This window comes from Paenibacillus sp. FSL R5-0749 (assembly GCF_038595085.1).
In the GTDB taxonomy this organism is placed as follows: Bacteria; Bacillota; Bacilli; order Paenibacillales; family Paenibacillaceae; genus Paenibacillus.
In genome coordinates this window covers 3,855,150-3,875,270 of record NZ_CP152005.1, presented here as the reverse complement: position 1 = coordinate 3,875,270, position 20,121 = coordinate 3,855,150, and the positions used below count along the sequence as shown (strand labels likewise).

Here is a 20,121-nt window from a genome sequence, read left to right as displayed (position 1 = left end):
TGGGGGCTGTGTAAATGGATTTGAACATTTTGGCGATGCTGGTCTGGACGGTATCTGGTTCGGTTTTGCTGTTTGTCTTGATGTACGTCGATTCACTGTTCACGAAATATAAGGATTTTGCTGAAGTTAAGGCTGGCAACATGGCGGTTACCACTCGTATGGTGATGAAATTATTTGCACAAGGCTATGTACTTGCTACGTCCATTTCTACGGCTGGTCATCTTGGAGAAGCGTTGTTGGTGTCCGTGGTATCCTTTATCATTTTGTTGATTCTGGAGAGTGTCGTTCACTTTATGATTCGCAGATGGGCCAATCTCGATTTGGATACAGGAATTCAGCAAGGTAAGACAGGATATGGGTTGTTCTCTGGCGCTTTACATATCGTGGGCGCACTGATTATTGCAGCTTGTTTATAAGATAAGGAACAGGAGTAATTCTCATGAGTGTATGGAAACGAATTAAAGGAATACTAACGAAACCTGAACCACCGCAGGCAGAGAAAACCATGCTTCAGCTTGCACCTGGTGATATCTGTGAGGTTTCTCTCGTCACTTATGAAGTCGTTGGTCGGGTACAAAATCGCGCTCGAAATGCAGTTGTGCTCACGCTGCAGGATGGTACCGCATTTCGATATTTGCATATCGAAGAACGGGAACTCACACGTTACGCCCTATATACACCCATTGATGGCAGGCTTGATGCACCTGATGAAGTACCTACATTGTTGGATCTGGATGGACGCGCATATCATCTGGAGGAAGAGTATGGAGGAATGGTGTCAACAGCAGGCAGAACACCGTATGGCCAGGCTGGGGAACAATTGGTATGGCAGTATCAGTCCGATGATAATATGCTTCTTCGCGTGGAGTGGCAAGACAGAAGATTTACACTGTATGAGGGTGAGTCCATTCTTCCTGCGGATATCAAAGTGATTCGTTCGAGCTAGGAGAGGTTCCAATGAAAAAACGCTTGGCACATGGATTAAAATTAATGCTGGTCCTCAGCCTTGTGATGTCTCTGTTGTCCGCGTGCGGAGCACCTTCTGTTCAGGACACATACCCGCTTGAATCGGTTAACGGCAGTGGTAACTCAACGTCTTATGTGTACCGGGCTTCGGACCGCACCGTTCCGGAAGTGGCTCAGGAATTGTCTGACCAAAGGCAACCGGATCAGATCTCGGCAGAGAACACAGAGCGTATGTTCCTCGTGTATCAGGACGAGTATTATCACCTGCAACAAGACCCGAACAAGCCGGAGGATACCTTGGTTGAGGTGGACTCCAAAGAATATGTTCGACAGAACTACGATTCATCTTTTCTACAAGGCTACCTGACCGCTACATTAATTGGTAATCTTTTTGATTCGTTTGGCGGGCGAGGTTATGGCAACTATCGGGGATATACCAATAAAGATACGTATAAACCGAGTGCAGGATCTTACCGTGCGCCGACAAGTAATGACAAGAAGCTTGCACCACCTATTACTGTCGATCGGAAAGGTACGATTACAAGGCGCGGAAGTGATAAAGATTCAAGTGTGGGATCTGGCGGAGGATTATTCAACCGCAACAAGGATCAGAGCAAGGGAACCATTGATCGCAACAAAAGCAGTGGTGGTCTGGGCGGGTTGTTTGATTCACCCAAAAAATCCTACAAAAAACCGAAAACTAGAGTGGGCGGCGGCCGCATTATGAGGCGTAGATAATAATCTAATCCTAAGCGTGGTAACCAACCCTCAAATAGTCCAATTCATAAGAACAGTGAAAAGGTAAGGCGGATTTATCTCTGCCGGCACATTTACCTTGGAGCTGTTCTTTTTGGTTTACGATTTGCGAACATGGTTGGATTTACGTACACGGGGAATTGTTGAAGCAGGTTGTTTGCGAATCCAGCGGATAAATGGAACCATTCGTTCATCTTGTCTCAAGGACTGCAGATCCGTAAGACCAAGCGTTACAATATCACGATTGGTATATAGCGAATGGATCTGTTTGTGACAAGGGATGCACAAGTTGGCCGTAGGCAGAAAGGTTCCTCCCATTTCTTTGGGTGTCAGATGATGAACGGTCGTGTCCACAGGTTCTCTTCCGCACAATTCACATTGGTCATCCATGATGATTACCTCCTTTTGTAAATTATATTATGGGCAGACAAGAGTCCTTTCATGTTAAATATAAGGTCGACGAATGTTACACCTGTATGAAAATAAGATTTTGTCACAGGATTCAATTAACTGATGTGCTTGTTATCTTACAGCATTCGGGCTACACTTTCTTAAAAGATGATATGTCTCTAGGAGGTAAGAATACTTTTGAAACTGAACTCACATTCACATGATATGACAACTGCCAAGTTCAACCGTACAGCTGTACAGGTCCCGGATGCTCAAGCCAAAGTAGCAGCACACGTAAATTCAGGCTCTATAGAGAAAGTTCACCTTGAGTCTGCCCATGGACGTACTCTTGCAGAGAGCATTCAGGCACCTCATCCGTATCCATTCTTCCGGAGATCAGGCATGGATGGATTCGCAATTATAAGTACAGATACCATAGAAGCATCGAGTGATCATCAAGTTTGGTTTCGTGTAATTGATGAAATTCCTTGCGGCTACACCTCGGACCACACCATTGTGTCAGGTACGACCGCTCGCATTATGACGGGTGCACAGGTTCCGGAAGGTGCAGATGCGGTAGTTATGATGGAGATGACGGAGAGCAAGATTGAGAACGGGGAACAGTGGATTGCATTGAAACGGCACATATTGTCGGGTGCTAACATCACACCAATCGGACTGGAAGTCCAAGAGGGACAGCATCTGCTGGAAGCAGGAACAATCATCAGAGCAGGAGAACAGTCCGTGTTAGCTACTTTTGGCATAGCAGAAGTTCCCGTCTTTCAACGTCCAAAGGTGGCTATATTCGCAACAGGTACGGAGTTGCTTGATGTGGATGAGCCATTACAACCAGGTCGGATTCGCAACAGTAACAGTTACATGCTGCGCTCTCTGGTCGTTGAAGCCGGTGGAGAGCCTGTGATGTATGGTTCAATTGCGGACGATGTGAATACGGCAAGAGCCAAACTGGAAGAAGCCATTCAAGATAATGATATCGTAGTGACCACAGGTGGTGTCTCTGTCGGGGACTATGATATTATGGGCGAACTTGTGCTGGAAGAACATGTGGAGATGTTGTTTAACAAAGTGACGATGCGACCAGGAAGTGTAACCACAGCTGCTGTATATAAAGATAAATTACTTTTTGCACTTTCGGGTAACCCGGGGGCTTGCTTTGTGGGTTTTGGTCTCTTTGTTCGCCCAACCATTCGTTCCATGCAGGCGGATGCTCATCCTTATTTGGAAGAATGGACTGCAATTTTGGAAGAAGAATATACGAAAGTGAACAATTTTACACGGTTCGTACGTGGACGTACAGAGATCCGCAACGGAATGGTGTACGCGATACCGGCTGCTTCCCGTGTAGATGAGTCCAGTGTGATGATCACCATTAAGGACAGTGATTGCCTGATTGTTGTTCCACCTGAGAAAAAAGGTATTCCTGCGGGTGAGCAGGTACGTATTCTCAAACTGCCCACAGGTCATGTGAGGTAGTTGATCGATGACGACAATAAGTAATACCAAACCACATATTATACAGATTGTCGGATACAAAAATACGGGCAAAACAACCCTGGCAGCCGCATTGATCGGGCACTTTTCTTCCATGGGACTTAAGGTAGCGGCGATTAAGCATGATGGACACGATCATTTTGAGATGGATCAACAAGGAACGGATTCATATCAATTTGGGGAGGCAGGGGCCGCGGCTGTGGTTGTCATGTCAGAGAAACGTACTGCAATTATGGAAAGAAAAGCAACCAGGTTGGAGGATATGTTAAGTCATCTGTCCGGGTATGATTGGATTGTGATCGAAGGATTCAAGGATACATCTTATCCCAAATTCGTGATGGTTCGGGAAGAGAAGCATCTGACCTTGGTTGATCAGCTTGAAGGGGTAGTGGGTATAATCTCATGGTTATCTTCAGAGAAGTTTATGGAGCTGAGCATCGTAAGCAGAGATATGACTTGGTACTCCGTTCATGAAACGCAGGAGATAGCCCAATCGTTGTTAGAGAGGGTCAAGAGCGAATGAGTAGTTACGTGGGTAAGGTAGGAGAAATATTATAACGTAATATTTATTATGTAAACTAAAATTGTTTATAAGGTCACTTCGAATCAAGATACATCTATATTAGCAAAAGAATTCATCAAAAAAGCAGCAGGCCTTTCTCGGATCCTCATCCTTGAAGCGCTTTGCTGCTTTATGTTGTTTAAGATGTTACATCCCGTCGTCCGTACGACGTTCGATGGCTTCGGACATCGTTTTGTCAGTAAGGTGAGCATAGATCTCGGTTGTTTCCGTAGAAGCATGTCCAAGCTGCTCCTTGGTTTTGTAGATATCATTTTGCAAATAATAGTCGGTTGCGAATGAGTGTCGCAATTTGTGCACGGTCAAGTAGGGTTTGCCAAAACGTTTGGCATATTTCATGATCATGGCCTGAATCGCTCTTTTGGTCATTCGGCTTCCTTCTGAATCTCCGTTACGCAAAGCAATGAACAGACCTTTCTCCCGCTTGGGCGTACGGTAACGTGATTGCCGCAAGTTCATATAGTTCGCGAGTTCGTCCTTGGCCTGTTCCCTGAAATAAACGGGTGTTTTGTACGTCTCATCATTATTACCTTTACGATATACATACAGGAGTTTGTTATTCAGATCGAGGTCATCGACGTTCAGGTTCACAACTTCCGATACCCGTAAACCTGAATTGAGAATCAGGCTGGCGATGCAGGCATCCCGTTCTTTGTTGAGCTCATGGGAATATAATGCCTGCTTGTTCTTCTCCATATCGACAGCATAACCTTCAAGGATATATCCGATAAATTCCAGCAGTTCCTCTTCCTCCAGAATTTTACCTTTGAGTTTGGCAGCGGTGTCTTTGGGTTTATGGGTTCGTTTGATCTCGATTTTGGCCATAATGTTCCGCTTCAGCAAAGGGTAGAAGTCTTCATCCTCCGCAATCTGGCTCAGGTAATGAAAAAGAGAGCGAAGGGAAGAGAGTTTGCGAGAGACGGTGATTCTAGAATTGGTTCCTTCCCGTTTGGTTGTGAGAAATAACCGATAGGCAGTAACCGAATCCATGCGCAGGACTTCCAGTTCATTCAACGTTACATCTTTATTAGAGCTTGCCTCGGACAGCCCTTCTGCTCGCAACCAACCGAAGAAAGCTTCATAATCTCTCAGATATTCGAGCAGGGTAGAGGGGGACAGGTCAGGTAGCTTGTAGTCCATGAATTGCTGAACGAACCAAGGCATGGAAGGTAGTTTATCATCCAGCTTGCGTCGATCAATCTCTTTTTGCACGTTGGTCAAGTTCGACACCTCCATGTGAAAAAACATATAAATTAATATTCAATCTAATCGTATTCTATTCTCTAGTGTACCATAATTTACATGCTCACAGCTTGTTCACCAAAGTAGCGTAAGTATGGGATGCTTCCTTGCCCTTCGGCGCGTAAACCTTTAAAGTAATCAGTATACGTAGAGCAGAGGAGGTGAACCGGATGAATATGAAAATAGAGCTGGTTCCCCGTGAACGCAGTCAGGTGATTCGGCATTTAATGCAATTTTATCTCTATGATTTTACCAAATATCTGAATATTGATGTGGACAGTAACGGCATTTTTCCTGAATATCCCGGTCTAGAGGCATTCTGGACAGAAGAAGACCGCAAATTTCCTTTTTTGATTACAAGTGATGGGGCACCTGCAGGGTTTGCTCTGGTGGAGAAATTGGAACCTGGAAGCAAGGATAATGACTACTATTTGACTGAGTTTTTTGTGATGCAAAAATATCGGCGCAGTGGCGTGGGCACTCGGGCAGCCTATGAGTTGTTTAAACGTTTTCCAGGAAGGTGGAAAGTGACTCAGGTTCGTAACAATGTCATTGCACAGGCGTTTTGGCGAAAAATTATAGGAGATTATACGGGAGGCCGTTTTCGAGAGAAATTCCATCCGGAACTGGGTAATCCAAGCCAGTATTTTGTAACCTGATCCCAATCGGGATTTACTTACATATAAAGCATTCTGCTTAAATGAAGAATTTAATGAAGGAGTGAGTCACATGAACGTACCCACATTCCATCTCGATGGACAGACAGCACTGGTGACAGGTGCAGGGAGAGGGATCGGAAAAGCAATTGCGATTGGACTTGCCCAGTCAGGCAGTGACGTTGTACTTGTATCCCGAACAATGAAAGAAATTGAGGAGACAGCCGCTTACATTTATGAACAGACAGGGCGTAAAGCGCTCGCTCTAACTGCAGACGTGACTTCAAGAGAACAAATGGAAGAGACGTTTCAAGAGGCGATCTCGGAGATGGGGAGTCTTGACATTCTGGTGAATAACGCAGGTATGAACATACGGACACCAGCACTTGAAGTTACGGACGAGCAGTGGGAAACCATCATGCAGACAAACTTAAAATCCGCTTTTTTTGCTTCGCAATTGGCGGGTCAGCATATGAAGGAGCGCGGGGGCGGGAAGATCATCAATATCTCTTCGGTAGGCGGCCACACAGCTCTACGAACAGGTGTCGTATATGGTGCGACCAAAGCTGCATTGATTCATATGACCAAAGTTCTCGCATTGGAATGGGGGAAATATGGCATCCGTGTCAATTCAGTGGGACCATGGTATTTCCGAACACCGCTGACCGAAAAACTGCTGGATGATCCACAGTATTTACAGGAAATTGTGAGCCGCACACCGCTACAGCGAGTGGGTGAACTGGAAGAAGTGGTAGGGCCGGTTGTGTTCCTAGCATCAGATGCAGCTGGATATATAACGGGTCAAACGTTGTTGGTTGACGGTGGGATGTCGATCTACGGATTTTAGATGAGTTAAGTTGGTAAGAGTCTGAAAAAGTGGGTGGCATCACCAACACATGGGTAATAACATAAGGGATGTTAACCTATATTTCTATTTATCTGTACCCAATTCACTGAACTTGGAGGAAGATAACCATGGAAACGCGTAATTACGGAAACACAGGTATGAAAGTAAGCACACTTGGATTCGGTGGGTCGGAGATCCGGGATTCATCCAGAAGCGATGTTGAAAAATTGCTGAATAGTGCCTTGGATGCGGGATTAAATGTGATTGATACGGCTGAATGTTATGGTGATAGCGAGGAGTTAATTGGTGAGGTGTTGTCACATCGGCGCGGTGACTACTATTTGTTCACCAAATGTGGACATGCTGCCGGGATTGAAGGCCCCGATTGGGATGCCCAAGTACTTGCGCAAACGATTGACCGTAGTTTGAAACGGTTGAAAACAGACTATGTGGATGTTATCCATTTGCATAGCTGTTCTGAAGAAGTTCTTCGACAAGGAGCAGTAATCGAAGTACTGCAACGTGCCAAGGAAGCAGGAAAGACCCGATTTATCGGATATAGTGGCGATACAACAGATGCGTTATATGCAATTCAGACCGGAGTATTTGATAGCCTGGAGACTTCATTAAATATAGCAGATCAGGAAGCGATTGAACTGACATTGCCCGAGGCGAGAAAGAGAAATATGGGGGTAATCGCCAAAAGGCCCATAGCTAATGTGGCCTGGACGTTTGAAACGCTCTCCGAAGAAGCATATCCTTATGTATATTGGAAGCGTTTAAGCGAGCTTAAATATGGTTTTCTGGGTGAAGATGCCCGGGCAGCGGTAGAAACTGCACTGCGTTTTACACTAAGTACGGAAGGCGTAGATACAGCGATTGTAGGAACAGCCAAGCCCAATCGCTGGCAGCAAAATGCTGACCTTGTGGCCAAAGGGCCACTACCACAGGAATTATATGATGAGATTAGAGCACGATGGAAAGAAATCGCCGGAGCAGATTGGACTGGCCGGACTTAATAAAATGCATATATTTTAGGGAGTCGCCAGTTTGGCGGCTTTTTTTATACCTAATATAAAATATTTTCAACATATGAAAAATTCATAATAGAATCGAAACAGAGGCTGCGAAAACCTCTAGGGATCAAGTCTAAACGTCAGACTAGCCCGAAAATCGATGAAAAAGGATGAGAAAAAAATGAAAGAGAATGAAAAATAATGAAAAAGAACATTCCCAGGATGGGAACCTTCGTTTTATAAACGACTAAATTTTTAAAAAAACGACAAAGCTTTTGAGATCAAACGAAAAATATCAAGTCTGCGTTCGATACGAATGAAACAACAACTTAATTATAATATTTCAACATATGAAAAATTCACAATAGAAAGATCGTTTTTTCACCTTAGTTACCATATCACATAAAGTTTCGTTAACGCTCCAACATGTTTAAAAGGAGAAACACACCAAGCGTTAGAAGTCAACAACATTTTTTGCGAATTTTAAATAGGATTGAAAATATTCTTCAGAATGCTGTCTAAAAGTATATAGCTTATATTCATCATCAGATTAAAATAACATATTAAATATTATGTAAACTTATAATAATTCTTTTGGCAATACGGACATAAAACCTCCATGACCTGTAAATCGTAAGGGGAACAGGTTGAAGGAGGAGCTTCATGAAAAGTCAGCAACACCGTAAAAACGACGAAGAAAAACTAAGTTGGGTAAGCCTGTCTTTATTTGGCGCGGGTTGCACACTGGGAACGGGATTTTTTCTAGGAACCAGTCTCGCGATTCATTGGGCTGGCATATCCGTGCTTATATTGTTGGTGCTGGCGGCGGCAGGGACTTACTTTGTATTTGGTGCGCTGGCACAGATGACCGCAGATGATCCAAAGGAAGGTGCTTTTCGAACCTATGCGGGCGAAGCATTCGGACGTTGGGCTGGTTTTGGTAGTGGATGGATGTATTGGTTTTCTGAAATGCTCATCATGGGCAGCTCATTGACTGCACTTGGGCTATTCTCTCAATTCTGGTTTCCCAAGATTCCGCTGTGGGCATTTGTTGCGATCTATGCCGCTATAGGTCTGTTCATTGCAGCACTGGGAGCGAAGGGATTAACCAAAACGGAGAATATCCTTGCTGTAATTAAAATTGCTGCAACCGTTGCATTTATAGCTATAGCAGGAGCAGCTTGTCTGGGGTGGTTACCTGTAAAAGTGACGCCCGAACAATTAAAGAATGAATGGTTCCCTCATGGAGGTAAAGGGGTATGGACTGGTTTCATCTATGCATTCTTTGCTTTTGCCGGGATCGAGGTCATGGGCTTGATGGCAGCCAACCTGAAAGAACCAAAAGATGCAGTGAAATCAGGCCGAGTAATGCTATTATCGGTGAGTACACTCTATGTGATTGCCATTGCATTGATCCTATTTATTGTGCCTTCTGCTCAATTGACCCCGGATGAAAGTCCTCTGGTCAAAGCCATGTCAACCATTGGGTTAACCGTAGTAGTTCACATTCTCAACGGAATTCTGATTATTGCCGGATTCTCGACAATGGTGGCTTCGCTATATGCCATTACGTCCATGTTGGTGAAACTCGCAGAAGATGGAGATGCACCTAAGCTGTTCACGAAGACCTGGGGGAAAAAGGACATGCCACTTCAGGCATTGTGTTGCACAGCGGCCGGATTGCTTCTGTCTACGTTGATGGCATTATGGATGCCCAAGAGTCTTTTTGAATATGTGACGACAGCAGGCAGTCTGGTCTTGATGTATACATGGCTACTTATCTGCATCACATACATTAAGAAATTGAAGCCTGTGAAATGGAATCGCATCAAAGTATGGATTGCCATGGTATTCATTGTGGCTGCTGTGGCCGGAACAGCGATGGAAAAAGCCAGCAGAACGGGTCTGCTGGCAAGTGTGGGACTTGTCGTATTTCTTGGGATCATCACATATATTGTTCACAAAGTACGTGGCTCCAAATCGGCACAATCTTCACCATCCAGACCTTAGGATTATTTCGTGAACTTACCTAAAGCTTGCTTCATCCGCATGAAAGGACATTTGGAAGGTGTCTGCTCATCATCAGGCAAGAAATACTGTTTCCATTCCAGATTATCCTGCTGACCATACCACATCAGTGAAGGGTGAGCAGGTACAGCATCATACGCAGCGAGACGTTTGCGAATCAAAGTTTTCATTTTACGGCCTAGAGGCGTGTTGTCGTTAATGGATTCGAATACCCATCGTGGTTGAAAGGCAAACATGAGATAAGGAAAGTGCCGACTAGCTCGGAGTTCATGTGCTGGAGTCGCACAGAAACAAAAATATGGCTCTCCGCCAAAGCAAAACTCCCATGATGAATCATGAGGATCAGTTGAAATATGTTCAGGCCACGGCTCGGTATCGTGTGAACTTACCCGATTAAGCATTTGCCAGAATAACGTCTGATATTGCTCTACCGTTGTATGCTCTTTCAGATCACTTGGCGTCTCACAGATCACAACCATCGAAGCGTATTGACCGGTATCTCTGGAAACAGGGCCATACTGTCTGAGCAGATCGGCCATATCTACAGCAGCCTGTTCTGAACGAGGGTCACACGTAAAGCCGTATCTCAAATGTCCTGACAGAAATCCCATTCGTCCAGGTACACACGGATACGTATTATGTTCATCGGCGATCATCTTGGCAAATTGCGAATAAGCGTCCTGCTGCCAAGATGGAAGACGCTCATATAAATTATTTATTTCGTCGGCACTATACAGCTCCGCCATGAATACCCAACTCCATTCCACATGATACCGTTACAGTATTAATGTGGGGGAAGTTGGGTGACTGTCCAGCCTGATTTTATTGTCAGAAAAAAATGGAACGCACGGCTTCGTACCCGAAATATAAACCAAATCCGATCAGGCAGATTCCCGAAATGATGGAGATCCAGCGCAATACATTCTCACTACTATGTTTGTGGAATCGGCTGGCCATGCCAGCCATAATGACATCCCACACCAGGATACCGATGAATATGCCTGAACTGTAGAGCAGCAAATGGGCCGTGTCGGTATGCTTCACAGTCGTCGCAAGAATGGAGCCGTAGATCCCGAGCCAAAACAAAATATTCAGTGGATTGGACAGGGCCATCAAAAAGCCGGATATAAAAGATTTCTGAACAGTGGCCTCTGCAGTAGATGTACCTTGAATCCCCTGTTTCAGCTTCGAGAGCGTTTCCACTCCCGTGTAAATTAGAATAAAACTACCAAATGACCAGAGAAAAGAGCGCATGAACGGCGTGTCCAGAAAATGGGCAACCCCAAAGTAAATCAGCAGCATATACACCAGATCCGCAAACATGGCACCGAGCCCCAAAATCCATGCATGCATGAATCCATGTCGGGCTCCACGGTCGAGTTGGGCGGCGTTAATCGGACCGATTGGAGCGGACAATGATATTCCCAGAATAATATAACTGAACAGTACAGACATAAACACGTTCACTCCTTAACGGGTTCGATGAATTGTACCAGTCGTCACAGAACATGGGTACAAGTCATCGTATTCCCGCAAGGAGTGAATTAGAACAAGCTGCTTTTTATCGTATTGTATCAAGGCATTGTTTATTCTGTTAAAGTTCCACATCCAATTGGATTGGGGTGCAGTTGTAGCCGTTGCAAGAGCTTTCTTCACAAGGACAAGCGGAGAGCCCAATCGTGAGATCCATTAACGCCTCCATCTCGATATAATCCCCCGCACGAGAATCGGGAGCTACAACATCAATCTTGCCTTCACTGTCTACAACGGACTTCATAAACAAATTAAAGGGATAATGTTGATCCGGTGGTAAGATCCCAAAGGGTTCCAGTGCCGTGTTCAGATTGTGGTAACAACTGGCGTGATCCTTTTTATCGTATAACACCTCATACATCTCTGGACGACAAGCGGAGTTGAAGAAATCATGTACTCCAACGGTGTCACGAACAATCTTGAGTATTGGTTGATATTGATTGGAATACACATACTGTCCCGGTTTAATTCGGTAAGTACGCAATACGTCCATGGTCACACCGGGGTCCAAGCGATGATTAGCATCTGTAGCATCGTACGCTACAAAATCAATAACTTGTTGTCCCTCCAGATCTGTTATGCGTAGTAAGGAACCTTTGCTTACTTTCAGAGCATATCCCGTTTTGGCAGGGATACGATAAGACTGTTTATGGCGTTGATTCGTATTCATCCGTCACATTCCTCCGCTACTTTTTGTTTTCAGTATGCGGAGCAGATGAAGTTTTCATGCTGGGAAAAGTGGATTACCTTTCATCCCGATCCAGAGGTCTGATTGTTCAAGCTGTGCAGCCAGATGTAATAACCAATCTTCACGTCCCTTGGTTGCCATCACTTGAACACCCATTGGCAAACCTTCAGGTGTGAGATGCAGAGGTACACTTATCGCAGGTTGGCCGGTCAGATTCGCAAGCTGGGTGAAAGGTGTATACGTTAGACTGGGCTCAAACATTTCATAGATGAGTTGTTGCTGCTGGGTCTTGTCCAATTCACTAATTCGCATCAGATTATGGATCTGTTCGTCGTGAGGTGTTAATTCTCCAATCTTAGGCGCAGAAAAAGCATTAACAGGTGTGATGTAGAAGTCATAACGCTCAAACAAGATAGACATCTGAGCTGCGGCTACATCCCATTCAGCTAAACTATGTACAAATTCTGCTGCGGACACCTTTTTGCCAGCTTCAGCCAGAACCCAGGATTCAATCTCCATATCATCGGAGGTCAGAGCCCGGCCCATGGAGCGTTCCATGGAAGAGATCATTGCGGCCATCTCTCCACTGTTCATCATGTAATAGTTCTCCATTAATCTGACGCCGTTGACTGGGCTCAGCTTTTCTTCAACATGATGACCTTGGTCTTCCAACCAGCGAACGAGCTTGAATACAGACTCCGTGGCTTCTGGACTGACAGGTGTACCTACAGGCGAATCCGTTGTGTATGCAATTTTCAGTTTGCGTTGATGTGGATAGCTCATATCTGCCAAGTAACTGCCTGGAAAGAGTGGCGCATGAAACGCAGCTTCAGGCTGCATGACTTGTAAAGTATCCAGCAATGCAGCACTGTCCCGAACCGAGCGAGAGAGGGCAAAATCAATCGATGCGCCTTGCCATTGACGACCAACTCCCGGTCCTACAGGTGTGCGCCCGCGGGTTGGCTTCAATCCAAACAATCCGCTAAAGGAAGCTGGGATACGAATCGAACCGCCTCCGTCACTGGCTCCAGCCAGGGGAACAATACCCGAAGCTACAGCGGCAGCGGCACCACCGCTTGATCCACCTGGCGAGTGGTTGATATTCCAGGGATTGCGACTTGGACCATGGAGGCGGGGCTCTGTAATATTTTTCAAGCCAAACTCGGGCGTATTCGTATGTCCTATGACGATAAAACCCGCATCACGGAGTCGAGTGACAAAATTGGAATTGCGTAATGCCCGATGCTCGCTGAACAGACGGGAGCCTGAAGTCAGAAATTCACCTTCCAAGGATTGCGAGATATCTTTCAGGAGTAGGGGCACACCGGCAAAAGGTTGTTCTCCAGGGCGAACCAAGCTTGCTTCCTCCCGTGCGCGAGTTTCGTATGTACGAATAACCGCATTGAGTTGCGGATTCACTTCTTCAAGGCGTGCAAACGCCGCTTCCAGCAATTCAACCGGGGATACTTCCCGGGATCGGATCAGTTCAGCCAAACCTACGGCGTCGTAGGAGGTATATGAGAATGAAGACATGATGATCGTTCCTCTCTGAATATAATTCATCTGTTTATTCCATATGTCATCGTACCACCGGATTGGACAAAAGACAAAACATAGAAGAGACGTAGTGCAATGATTTGCATATTCGATATGAGGTTGAAGGGAAAAGAGGGGAGGAGTTTCGATATCAGTTGCGATATCGAATAAAATAGGGGGTTAGTAGCTCGTATTACTCATTGAGAAAATGATCTAGTCATATCAATGGAGTGGAAATGAAAAAGCCATTGCTCATCTAATCCGATGTACAATGGCTTTCTTTTAATATTTGATAATTATTGATCTATATGTGATGTGGATATTACCTTACTCTGTTCGCAGCTTTGGTGCCGCATCGGCCACAGTGGATGATCTTTCTTGCTGTTTGGAAATGGCAAAGAGGGCAACCCAGATCAAGATGAAACCAAGCAACTGCTCCCATGTAATCAGTGTACGGAAAGCAATCCAGTTCACCAACACACCTGCCATCGGGAAGCTAAGCTCTGCGAGTGTTGCAACAGAAGCTTTGGTTGACGACAGACCTTTGTAATACAGCAGAAGACTTAGCAAACCTGGTAACAATGCCTGACCAAGAATATTGAGGATAACAGCAGTCTGTTCACCCGTTCCGGATGGAAACGTCCATGCCGCACCTTCGTTCCACGTCATAAAAATAAGGAGCGGGAGCGCAACGACAAAGCGAAGGGAGGTGACGGTTTCGTAACGCGCCTGTCCCAGCATCAATCGTCCCATAACGGTTGAACCTCCCCATAAGGCAGCAGCCCCAAGGGATAACAAGCTTCCAGCATGAATCCAGTTGTCCCAGTTACCTAATGGCAATGTGAAGCCGAATGTGAGCAGATACGTTCCTGCTAATGCGATGAAGAACAATCCACCGAAGCGACGTGGTAACGTCTCTTTCAATAACAGCTTAGCCAGCACGATAGCGAAGAGTGGTTGCATTTTTTGCAATAAAAGAACCGTGTTTGGATCATTATGCGTAAGTGCCATGGTGAACAACACCGTTGCGAGAGCTGAACCTCCCCATGAGATAAAGATCACGGCAATCCAGTGGCGAGCACGCAGGTTTTTCAGATCAGCCCGGAATTTCCACAGCACAGGAATGGCGATCAGACTGACGATGATATGTTCCACCAGTACAATCTGCGTGGATGTCATCGTATTTAGCAAAATAATGCGGAAGAGTGGGTCGACACCCCATAAAGCGGCGCCGAGAACTACAAGCCAGAATCCGGTATTACTTCGTTCCTTGCGGTAAACAGGTGATGCTGCTGATGTCTTTTCCATATTCAGGACTCCTTCGTCAGAACACGGAATCTTCAGTTGGCAAAATCGACAAAAGCCCTCGTTTTGGTATATACCAAATAAACGGGGGCTCATCCAAGGACATGCGTCAGGAAAGAGGCCTTCCCGTGAACGGCATGTCAATGTGTTGATCTTCTCTCATCCGGACTGTACCGTCGGCCTTGGATTCACACCAAGTCAGTCGCTAAATGTCCTTTGTTAAGAACAAATAGCGAGTCGCGGGCTGGTTCCGAAGAACATCACCGCCGGTTGGGAATTGCACCCTACCCCGAAGATCCTATTCAATTATATAGTGTATTGAACAAGCTGTAACATTAATAAGTTCATCTTATTCCTGTAAGCGCTAGCAGTTCAAGCATTTTTTTAGAAAACGATTTTCCAGCTTCCTTGCTGTCTGCGAACGAGCACAATCTGTCCTGCGTGATAGGCATCGTGAAGTATCCAGCGGGCAAGTTCGTGTGCCCATTTCTCTTCAGAGTCCATATAAGCAGCTTCAAGGTCTGACTCTTCAAGTGCAGCCAATTGATCTCGCAACTGTTGGGCTAATCGAGTTGTACTCTTCATCAGTGTATTCCATCCGGCTTCATCCGTTGCATCCCCAGGATTGCCAAACGTGTATTCATTGGAGTCTACAGCAGGAAGGGTAGGTTCTTTACCTTGCATGCGACATAATAAGCGATGATTGTAATAATACATATGGTTAACCAACTGCCAGATGCTTAATCCTCCTGAGGGTGGAATCCAGGCTGCTTGCTCTGCTGTAAGACCTTCCAAAGACTTCGACAAAGGTACAATCCAATTGCATTGATCCCATGTATCATCCTTTTGAATCAGTAACACATCTAATGCTGTTGTTTTCGTCATTGCCGTTCCTCCTTGAGTATTATTGTGATGTGTGACGTAACTAGCTAAAACTGATTAATGAGGTTACACTTAATATAACACATCAAAGACAGAGTGTAACCACCTTTATTAAATTAAGATGGTTACACTAAACGGAGGTAGACATGGACAGACTTTGGACTGATTTTGTAAACAGCGATTATCACGATTGGCGTGGGGGAGATCGATCGGAGGACAGGCTCGGGAAGGCGAACTGGCAGCAAGAATTTCTGGATCGATGGCAACTTCAGGCTTCTGTTCCTGCTTCTCCAGAAGATGAGTTATTGATGAGAGACTTCAGGAATGAATTGATGGCTCTTGGAGCCCGCTTGTCTTCTGGAGCATCATTAACGGATGAAGAACAACAATGGCTGAATGATGTTATGGAAGCAGGGCATGTAAAAAGAACATTGACTACAATTGATCAGGGACTGAAACTCCAACTAATAGCTGTAGAAGCTCATTGGCAACAGGTTATGGCTGAGGTAGCTGCTGACTTTGCAACAACGTTGGTGGAGGGAGAAGGGGGCAGGATTCGGATCTGCGATAATTCGGATTGCCGCTGGATGTTCTATGATGATACCCGAAGCAGAACTCAGAAGTACTGTGATGATAAGATGTGCGGCAACCTGATGAAGGTCAGAAGATTTCGAGCCAAACGCAAAACCCAAAATTGAAAAATATTAACAACAGCTATATAATGTATATATACTAGCGAAATAATAGTCAGAAGCAGTACGGGTTCGTATGCAGGATGTAATCGTCTTTCAAACCAAAATAGATGGGAGATGTGTCTTGTGAAGACTAGTTATCTGTTGAAAAATGGCTGCGTGTTGTCGATGGATGCACGGATTGGACAGTATAAAAGGGCGGACGTTCTGATTCAGGATTCATTAATTATGGCGATTCAACCCGATCTGGAGATTCCGGATGTGGAGGTCATCGATGCTTCATCCATGATTATTATGCCTGGGCTGGTGGATACACATCGGCATATGTGGGAATCATTGGTCAAAACAGCGGGAACCAATTGGTCATTGCCTGTTTATTTGCAGAATCTCTATTATGGTGCGATGGGAAGCAAGCTCCGCCCACAGGATAGTTATATTGCTAACCTGCTCGGTTCCTTGGAAGCGCTTAATGCAGGTGTTACGACAGTGTTGGATTGGAGCATGCCGTATTCCTCAGACCATACGGATGAACTGATTCGTGGTCTTCAGGATGCGGGGATTCGGGCAGTGTTTGCTCACGGAGTTCCTGGTGAGACGAACTACTGGAACCGGGATAGTCAACTGACATATTCAAACGATGTGCGAAGAGTCAAAGAACGTTATTTTTCATCACGGGATCAATTGCTTACTTATGGGCTTGCTATTCGTGGTCCAGAGTTCAGTCATTGGGATACAACGGTAAAAGAGATCGAGCTGGCCCAAGAACTGGATGCCATCTGTTCCATGCACGCTGGATTTGGCAGCTGGGGATCGGTAGATCGCTCGGTTAGTCACATGTATGAAGCGGGGTTGTTAAGTCCTCGAGTAAATATTGTTCATGGTAACACCATGGGGATGGATGAATATAAAATGTTGGCGGATAGCGGTGCTTCCCTGTCGGTCACACCTGAGGTTGAAATGATGATGGGTCATGGATACCCGGCCACCGGCTATTTTCTTGAACATGGGGGAACCCCTACACTAGGTGTAGATGTTGTCACGTCCACAGGCGGAGATATGTTCTCGCAGATGAAGTTTGCACTTCAGGCAGAACGATCCAGAGCCAACGAACAACTTCTGCAGCAGGGTGAGATGCCAGGTGAATTGAACTTGCAGTCCAGCCAAGTACTGAGATTTGCAACTTCGGCTGGTGCACAAGCATTGGGATTGGAGCAGAAGGTCGGTACGTTGACCCCAGGAAAGGAAGCAGATCTGATCATGATTCGTACTACGGATCTGAATCTGTTCCCCGTTCATGATCCAATCGGCGCTGTCGTTCAGTTCGCTAATCCATCCAATGTGGATACGGTCTTTGTAGCAGGTAAACTCGTGAAGCGAGAGGGTAAGCTGCTCCATGTTGATTTGGACACCATTCGTCATACCGCAATGCAGAGCCAAGAATATTTGTTATCCCAATACCGGATGTCGGACGCAGAGAGAATTGCTTTTTCCTGATTCGCTTTTTCATAAAAGCCAAGAAATAGTTACTTCGTATTTTCATATACACCTCTAGCTGTATAAAGAGGAAAGGAAGAGCCATATCATGCGATGTGGCTCTTTTACATGCTTGCATATCGTCGAATTAGACAGGATAACGGAGGAAGGGACAGCGGAAAAAGACGAAAAAAGCTCTTATTCTCTCGGCTTCATATAACAGAGGGTTATAGATGATTTACTTAGAAAATAAGACTCATAAAAACTGCGCATAATATAAATTATACGCAGTTTTGTTTTAAATCAATTTTCATATTCAATCCCGTGCAACAGTTCATGATAATTTTCGCGAAAAAAGAACAAAATAAGAGATCCTTAAAAATAAATTTAACCAAGCAACGCGATAACGTGTAGAATTCGATAGGTTTTTATAGGTGATCGATAAGATAGAACAAATGACTTTTTCATAGAACAGATGGGAAACCATTTAATCTCTGCTGCATCCATAGCACATTCAAGATTCATGACGAGAGGAACATGACTATGCGTGAGAACGAACATCGATCTTCATTATTTCGTAAAAAACCTATTGCCTCGGAGGGCGATAACAGCAGTGCATTAAAACGGGCACTTGGCCCCTTGGACTTAACCACACTTGGGGTGGGTGCAATTATTGGTACCGGGATTTTTGTGCTGACCGGTGTAGCTGCCGCAACGTATGCTGGCCCGGGTCTTGTACTGTCCTTCTTGCTGGCAGGTATCATATGTGCCTTCGCTGCATTGTGTTACTCGGAGTTTGCCTCAAGCATACCGGCATCGGGTAGTGCGTACACGTATAGTTATACGGCTTTTGGTGAAGTGATTGCCTGGATTCTGGGATGGGATCTGATATTGGAGTATGGATTCGCGAGTGCGGCGGTAGCCAGCGGATGGTCGGGATATTTCCAAACGTTATTGTCCGGATTTGGATTGGAGTTACCACATGCACTGACGAGTGCGTTCAGCCCGGAGAAGGGAACTTATTTTGACATTACGGCTGCGGTCATTACGTTAATTATTACCTTCCTGCTAACCCGAGGGGTGAAGGAGGCGGCTCGTGCGAACGGCATCATGGTTGCGATTAAAATTATCGTGGTGTTAATCTTTATTGGTGTGGGTGTCTTCTATGTAGAGCCAACCAACTGGCAGCCATTCTTGCCCTTTGGTATCTCAGGCGTAACTGCGGGAGCAGCAACCGTATTCTTTGCTTATATCGGATTTGATGCGGTCTCCACAGCTGCAGAAGAGGTTAAGCGGCCACAACGGGATTTGCCGATTGGAATTATTGCGTCACTGGCGATCTGTACCGTGCTCTACATCGTTGTATCATTGATTCTCACAGGGATCGTGCCGTATAACATGTTGAATGTAAGTGATCCAGTGGCGTTTGCATTTGAATTTGTTCAACTGAAGGGATTGTCCTGGATTGTATCACTTGGAGCGATTGCGGGCATTACGACGGTATTGCTGGTCATGATGTATGGCCAGACACGACTGCTCTATTCCATGTCTCGTGATGGACTGCTGTCTCCCGTTTTCTCCAAAGTTAGTGGCAAGAGTCAGACACCAGCTGTTGGGACATGGGTTGCGGGCATTATCGTGGCTCTGTTCTCCGGGTTCATCTCGCTGGGACACTTGGCAGAACTTACGAACATCGGAACGTTGTTTGCTTTTGCAGTCGTAAGTCTGGGTATTATCGTGTTGCGTAAAAATAACCCGAATCTCAAACGAGGCTTCCGCGTTCCGCTGGTGCCGCTGATTCCAATTCTGAGTGCCTTGGGTTGTGTATATTTGATGACACGCCTTGCGGCTCTGACATGGATTACGTTCTTTGCTTGGTTAATCATCGGATTGATCATCTACTTTGCGTATGGACGTCATTATAGTCATCTGAATCCGGCACGCCGAATCTCCAGTGCTATGAGAACGAAGGATAAGTAAAGTAAAGTCGAGAACAGATTAAATCGAGAAATATCTTCT

At 45.4% G+C, this 20,121-nt stretch carries 20 protein-coding genes and 1 riboswitch; of the genes, 12 read left to right on the top strand and 8 right to left on the bottom strand.

Annotation, left to right across the window (positions count from 1 at the left end):
- Positions 1 to 14 precede the first annotated feature (14 nt).
- Genes MKY85_RS17055 through MKY85_RS17045 form a run of 3 tightly spaced genes read left to right on the top strand, consistent with a single transcriptional unit; the run spans position 15 to position 1,704 of the window.
- Entirely contained in the window at positions 15 to 416 is a 402-nt protein-coding gene (locus MKY85_RS17055) for a DUF350 domain-containing protein (RefSeq protein ID WP_017688100.1), read from the top strand.
- Between the two features lie 23 nt (positions 417 to 439).
- Complete coding sequence (locus MKY85_RS17050; RefSeq protein ID WP_076317633.1) at positions 440 to 946, top strand: DUF4178 domain-containing protein; 507 nt, start codon at positions 440 to 442, stop codon at positions 944 to 946.
- Between the two features lie 11 nt (positions 947 to 957).
- Entirely contained in the window at positions 958 to 1,704 is a 747-nt protein-coding gene (locus tag MKY85_RS17045) for a DUF4247 domain-containing protein (RefSeq protein WP_253437105.1), read from the top strand.
- A gap of 117 nt (positions 1,705 to 1,821) precedes the next feature.
- Here MKY85_RS17045 and MKY85_RS17040 read toward each other — a convergent pair whose 3' ends face one another.
- Positions 1,822 to 2,112 carry an HNH endonuclease gene (locus MKY85_RS17040; protein WP_339234420.1) on the bottom strand — a complete coding sequence of 97 codons (291 nt, stop codon included), beginning with the start codon at positions 2,110 to 2,112 and terminating at the stop codon, positions 1,822 to 1,824.
- A 225-nt stretch (positions 2,113 to 2,337) separates the two neighbouring features.
- Here MKY85_RS17040 and glp point away from each other — a divergent pair, with 225 nt between their 5' ends.
- Positions 2,338 to 3,606 (top strand): gephyrin-like molybdotransferase Glp, encoded by a 1,269-nt coding sequence (gene glp / locus MKY85_RS17035; protein WP_339243112.1) that lies wholly within the window; start codon positions 2,338 to 2,340, stop codon positions 3,604 to 3,606.
- Positions 3,607 to 3,613: 7 nt separating this feature from the next.
- Positions 3,614 to 4,147: a molybdopterin-guanine dinucleotide biosynthesis protein B gene (mobB, locus tag MKY85_RS17030; protein ID WP_339255814.1), complete on the top strand. Its 534-nt coding sequence runs from the start codon at positions 3,614 to 3,616 to the stop codon at positions 4,145 to 4,147.
- A 186-nt stretch (positions 4,148 to 4,333) separates the two neighbouring features.
- Here the strand turns inward: mobB and xerS are convergent, their stop codons facing one another.
- Positions 4,334 to 5,440, bottom strand: a complete 1,107-nt coding sequence (gene xerS / locus MKY85_RS17025) for a tyrosine recombinase XerS (protein ID WP_339234415.1) — start codon at positions 5,438 to 5,440, stop codon at positions 4,334 to 4,336.
- 176 nt (positions 5,441 to 5,616) lie between these two features.
- On the opposite strand from xerS, the gene MKY85_RS17020 reads away from it, so the two are divergent.
- From MKY85_RS17020 to MKY85_RS17005, 4 genes are all read left to right on the top strand, one after another.
- On the top strand, positions 5,617 to 6,105 hold the full coding sequence (locus MKY85_RS17020; RefSeq protein ID WP_017688107.1) for a GNAT family N-acetyltransferase: 489 nt from the start codon (positions 5,617 to 5,619) through the stop codon (positions 6,103 to 6,105).
- Between the two features lie 70 nt (positions 6,106 to 6,175).
- Entirely contained in the window at positions 6,176 to 6,949 is a 774-nt protein-coding gene (locus MKY85_RS17015; protein WP_342570259.1) for a glucose 1-dehydrogenase, read from the top strand.
- Positions 6,950 to 7,077: 128 nt separating this feature from the next.
- On the top strand, positions 7,078 to 7,968 hold the full coding sequence (locus tag MKY85_RS17010) for an aldo/keto reductase (protein ID WP_342570258.1): 891 nt from the start codon (positions 7,078 to 7,080) through the stop codon (positions 7,966 to 7,968).
- A gap of 660 nt (positions 7,969 to 8,628) precedes the next feature.
- A complete protein-coding gene (locus tag MKY85_RS17005) occupies positions 8,629 to 9,975 on the top strand; it encodes an amino acid permease (protein ID WP_342570257.1) in 1,347 nt (448 codons plus the stop codon).
- A 2-nt stretch (positions 9,976 to 9,977) separates the two neighbouring features.
- Here the strand turns inward: MKY85_RS17005 and MKY85_RS17000 are convergent, their stop codons facing one another.
- The 6 genes from MKY85_RS17000 to MKY85_RS16975 form a co-directional block, all read right to left on the bottom strand.
- Positions 9,978 to 10,739, bottom strand: a complete 762-nt coding sequence (locus MKY85_RS17000; RefSeq protein WP_342570256.1) for a YqcI/YcgG family protein — start codon at positions 10,737 to 10,739, stop codon at positions 9,978 to 9,980.
- Positions 10,740 to 10,821: 82 nt separating this feature from the next.
- The gene (locus tag MKY85_RS16995; protein WP_339255804.1) at positions 10,822 to 11,448 is read right to left on the bottom strand and encodes a LysE family transporter; all 627 of its coding nucleotides are present in this window, start codon (positions 11,446 to 11,448) and stop codon (positions 10,822 to 10,824) included.
- 139 nt (positions 11,449 to 11,587) lie between these two features.
- On the bottom strand, positions 11,588 to 12,196 hold the full coding sequence (locus MKY85_RS16990) for an urea carboxylase-associated family protein (RefSeq protein ID WP_339255802.1): 609 nt from the start codon (positions 12,194 to 12,196) through the stop codon (positions 11,588 to 11,590).
- 54 nt (positions 12,197 to 12,250) lie between these two features.
- On the bottom strand, positions 12,251 to 13,747 hold the full coding sequence (locus MKY85_RS16985) for an amidase (RefSeq protein ID WP_342570255.1): 1,497 nt from the start codon (positions 13,745 to 13,747) through the stop codon (positions 12,251 to 12,253).
- Positions 13,748 to 14,077: 330 nt separating this feature from the next.
- Positions 14,078 to 15,058, bottom strand: a complete 981-nt coding sequence (locus MKY85_RS16980) for a DMT family transporter (RefSeq protein WP_339307844.1) — start codon at positions 15,056 to 15,058, stop codon at positions 14,078 to 14,080.
- 144 nt (positions 15,059 to 15,202) lie between these two features.
- Positions 15,203 to 15,356: riboswitch (FMN riboswitch) on the bottom strand.
- Positions 15,357 to 15,439: 83 nt separating this feature from the next.
- A complete protein-coding gene (locus tag MKY85_RS16975; RefSeq protein WP_342570254.1) occupies positions 15,440 to 15,940 on the bottom strand; it encodes a DinB family protein in 501 nt (166 codons plus the stop codon).
- A gap of 143 nt (positions 15,941 to 16,083) precedes the next feature.
- Between MKY85_RS16975 and MKY85_RS16970 the strand changes: the two genes are divergently transcribed.
- The 3 genes from MKY85_RS16970 (at position 16,084) to MKY85_RS16960 (ending at position 20,082) form a co-directional block, all read left to right on the top strand.
- Positions 16,084 to 16,635, top strand: coding sequence for a CGNR zinc finger domain-containing protein (locus MKY85_RS16970; RefSeq protein ID WP_342570253.1), 552 nt, complete (start codon positions 16,084 to 16,086; stop codon positions 16,633 to 16,635).
- Positions 16,636 to 16,746: 111 nt separating this feature from the next.
- Positions 16,747 to 18,123: an amidohydrolase family protein gene (locus MKY85_RS16965; RefSeq protein WP_342570252.1), complete on the top strand. Its 1,377-nt coding sequence runs from the start codon at positions 16,747 to 16,749 to the stop codon at positions 18,121 to 18,123.
- 522 nt (positions 18,124 to 18,645) lie between these two features.
- Positions 18,646 to 20,082: an amino acid permease gene (locus tag MKY85_RS16960; protein WP_342570251.1), complete on the top strand. Its 1,437-nt coding sequence runs from the start codon at positions 18,646 to 18,648 to the stop codon at positions 20,080 to 20,082.
- Positions 20,083 to 20,121 lie beyond the last annotated feature (39 nt).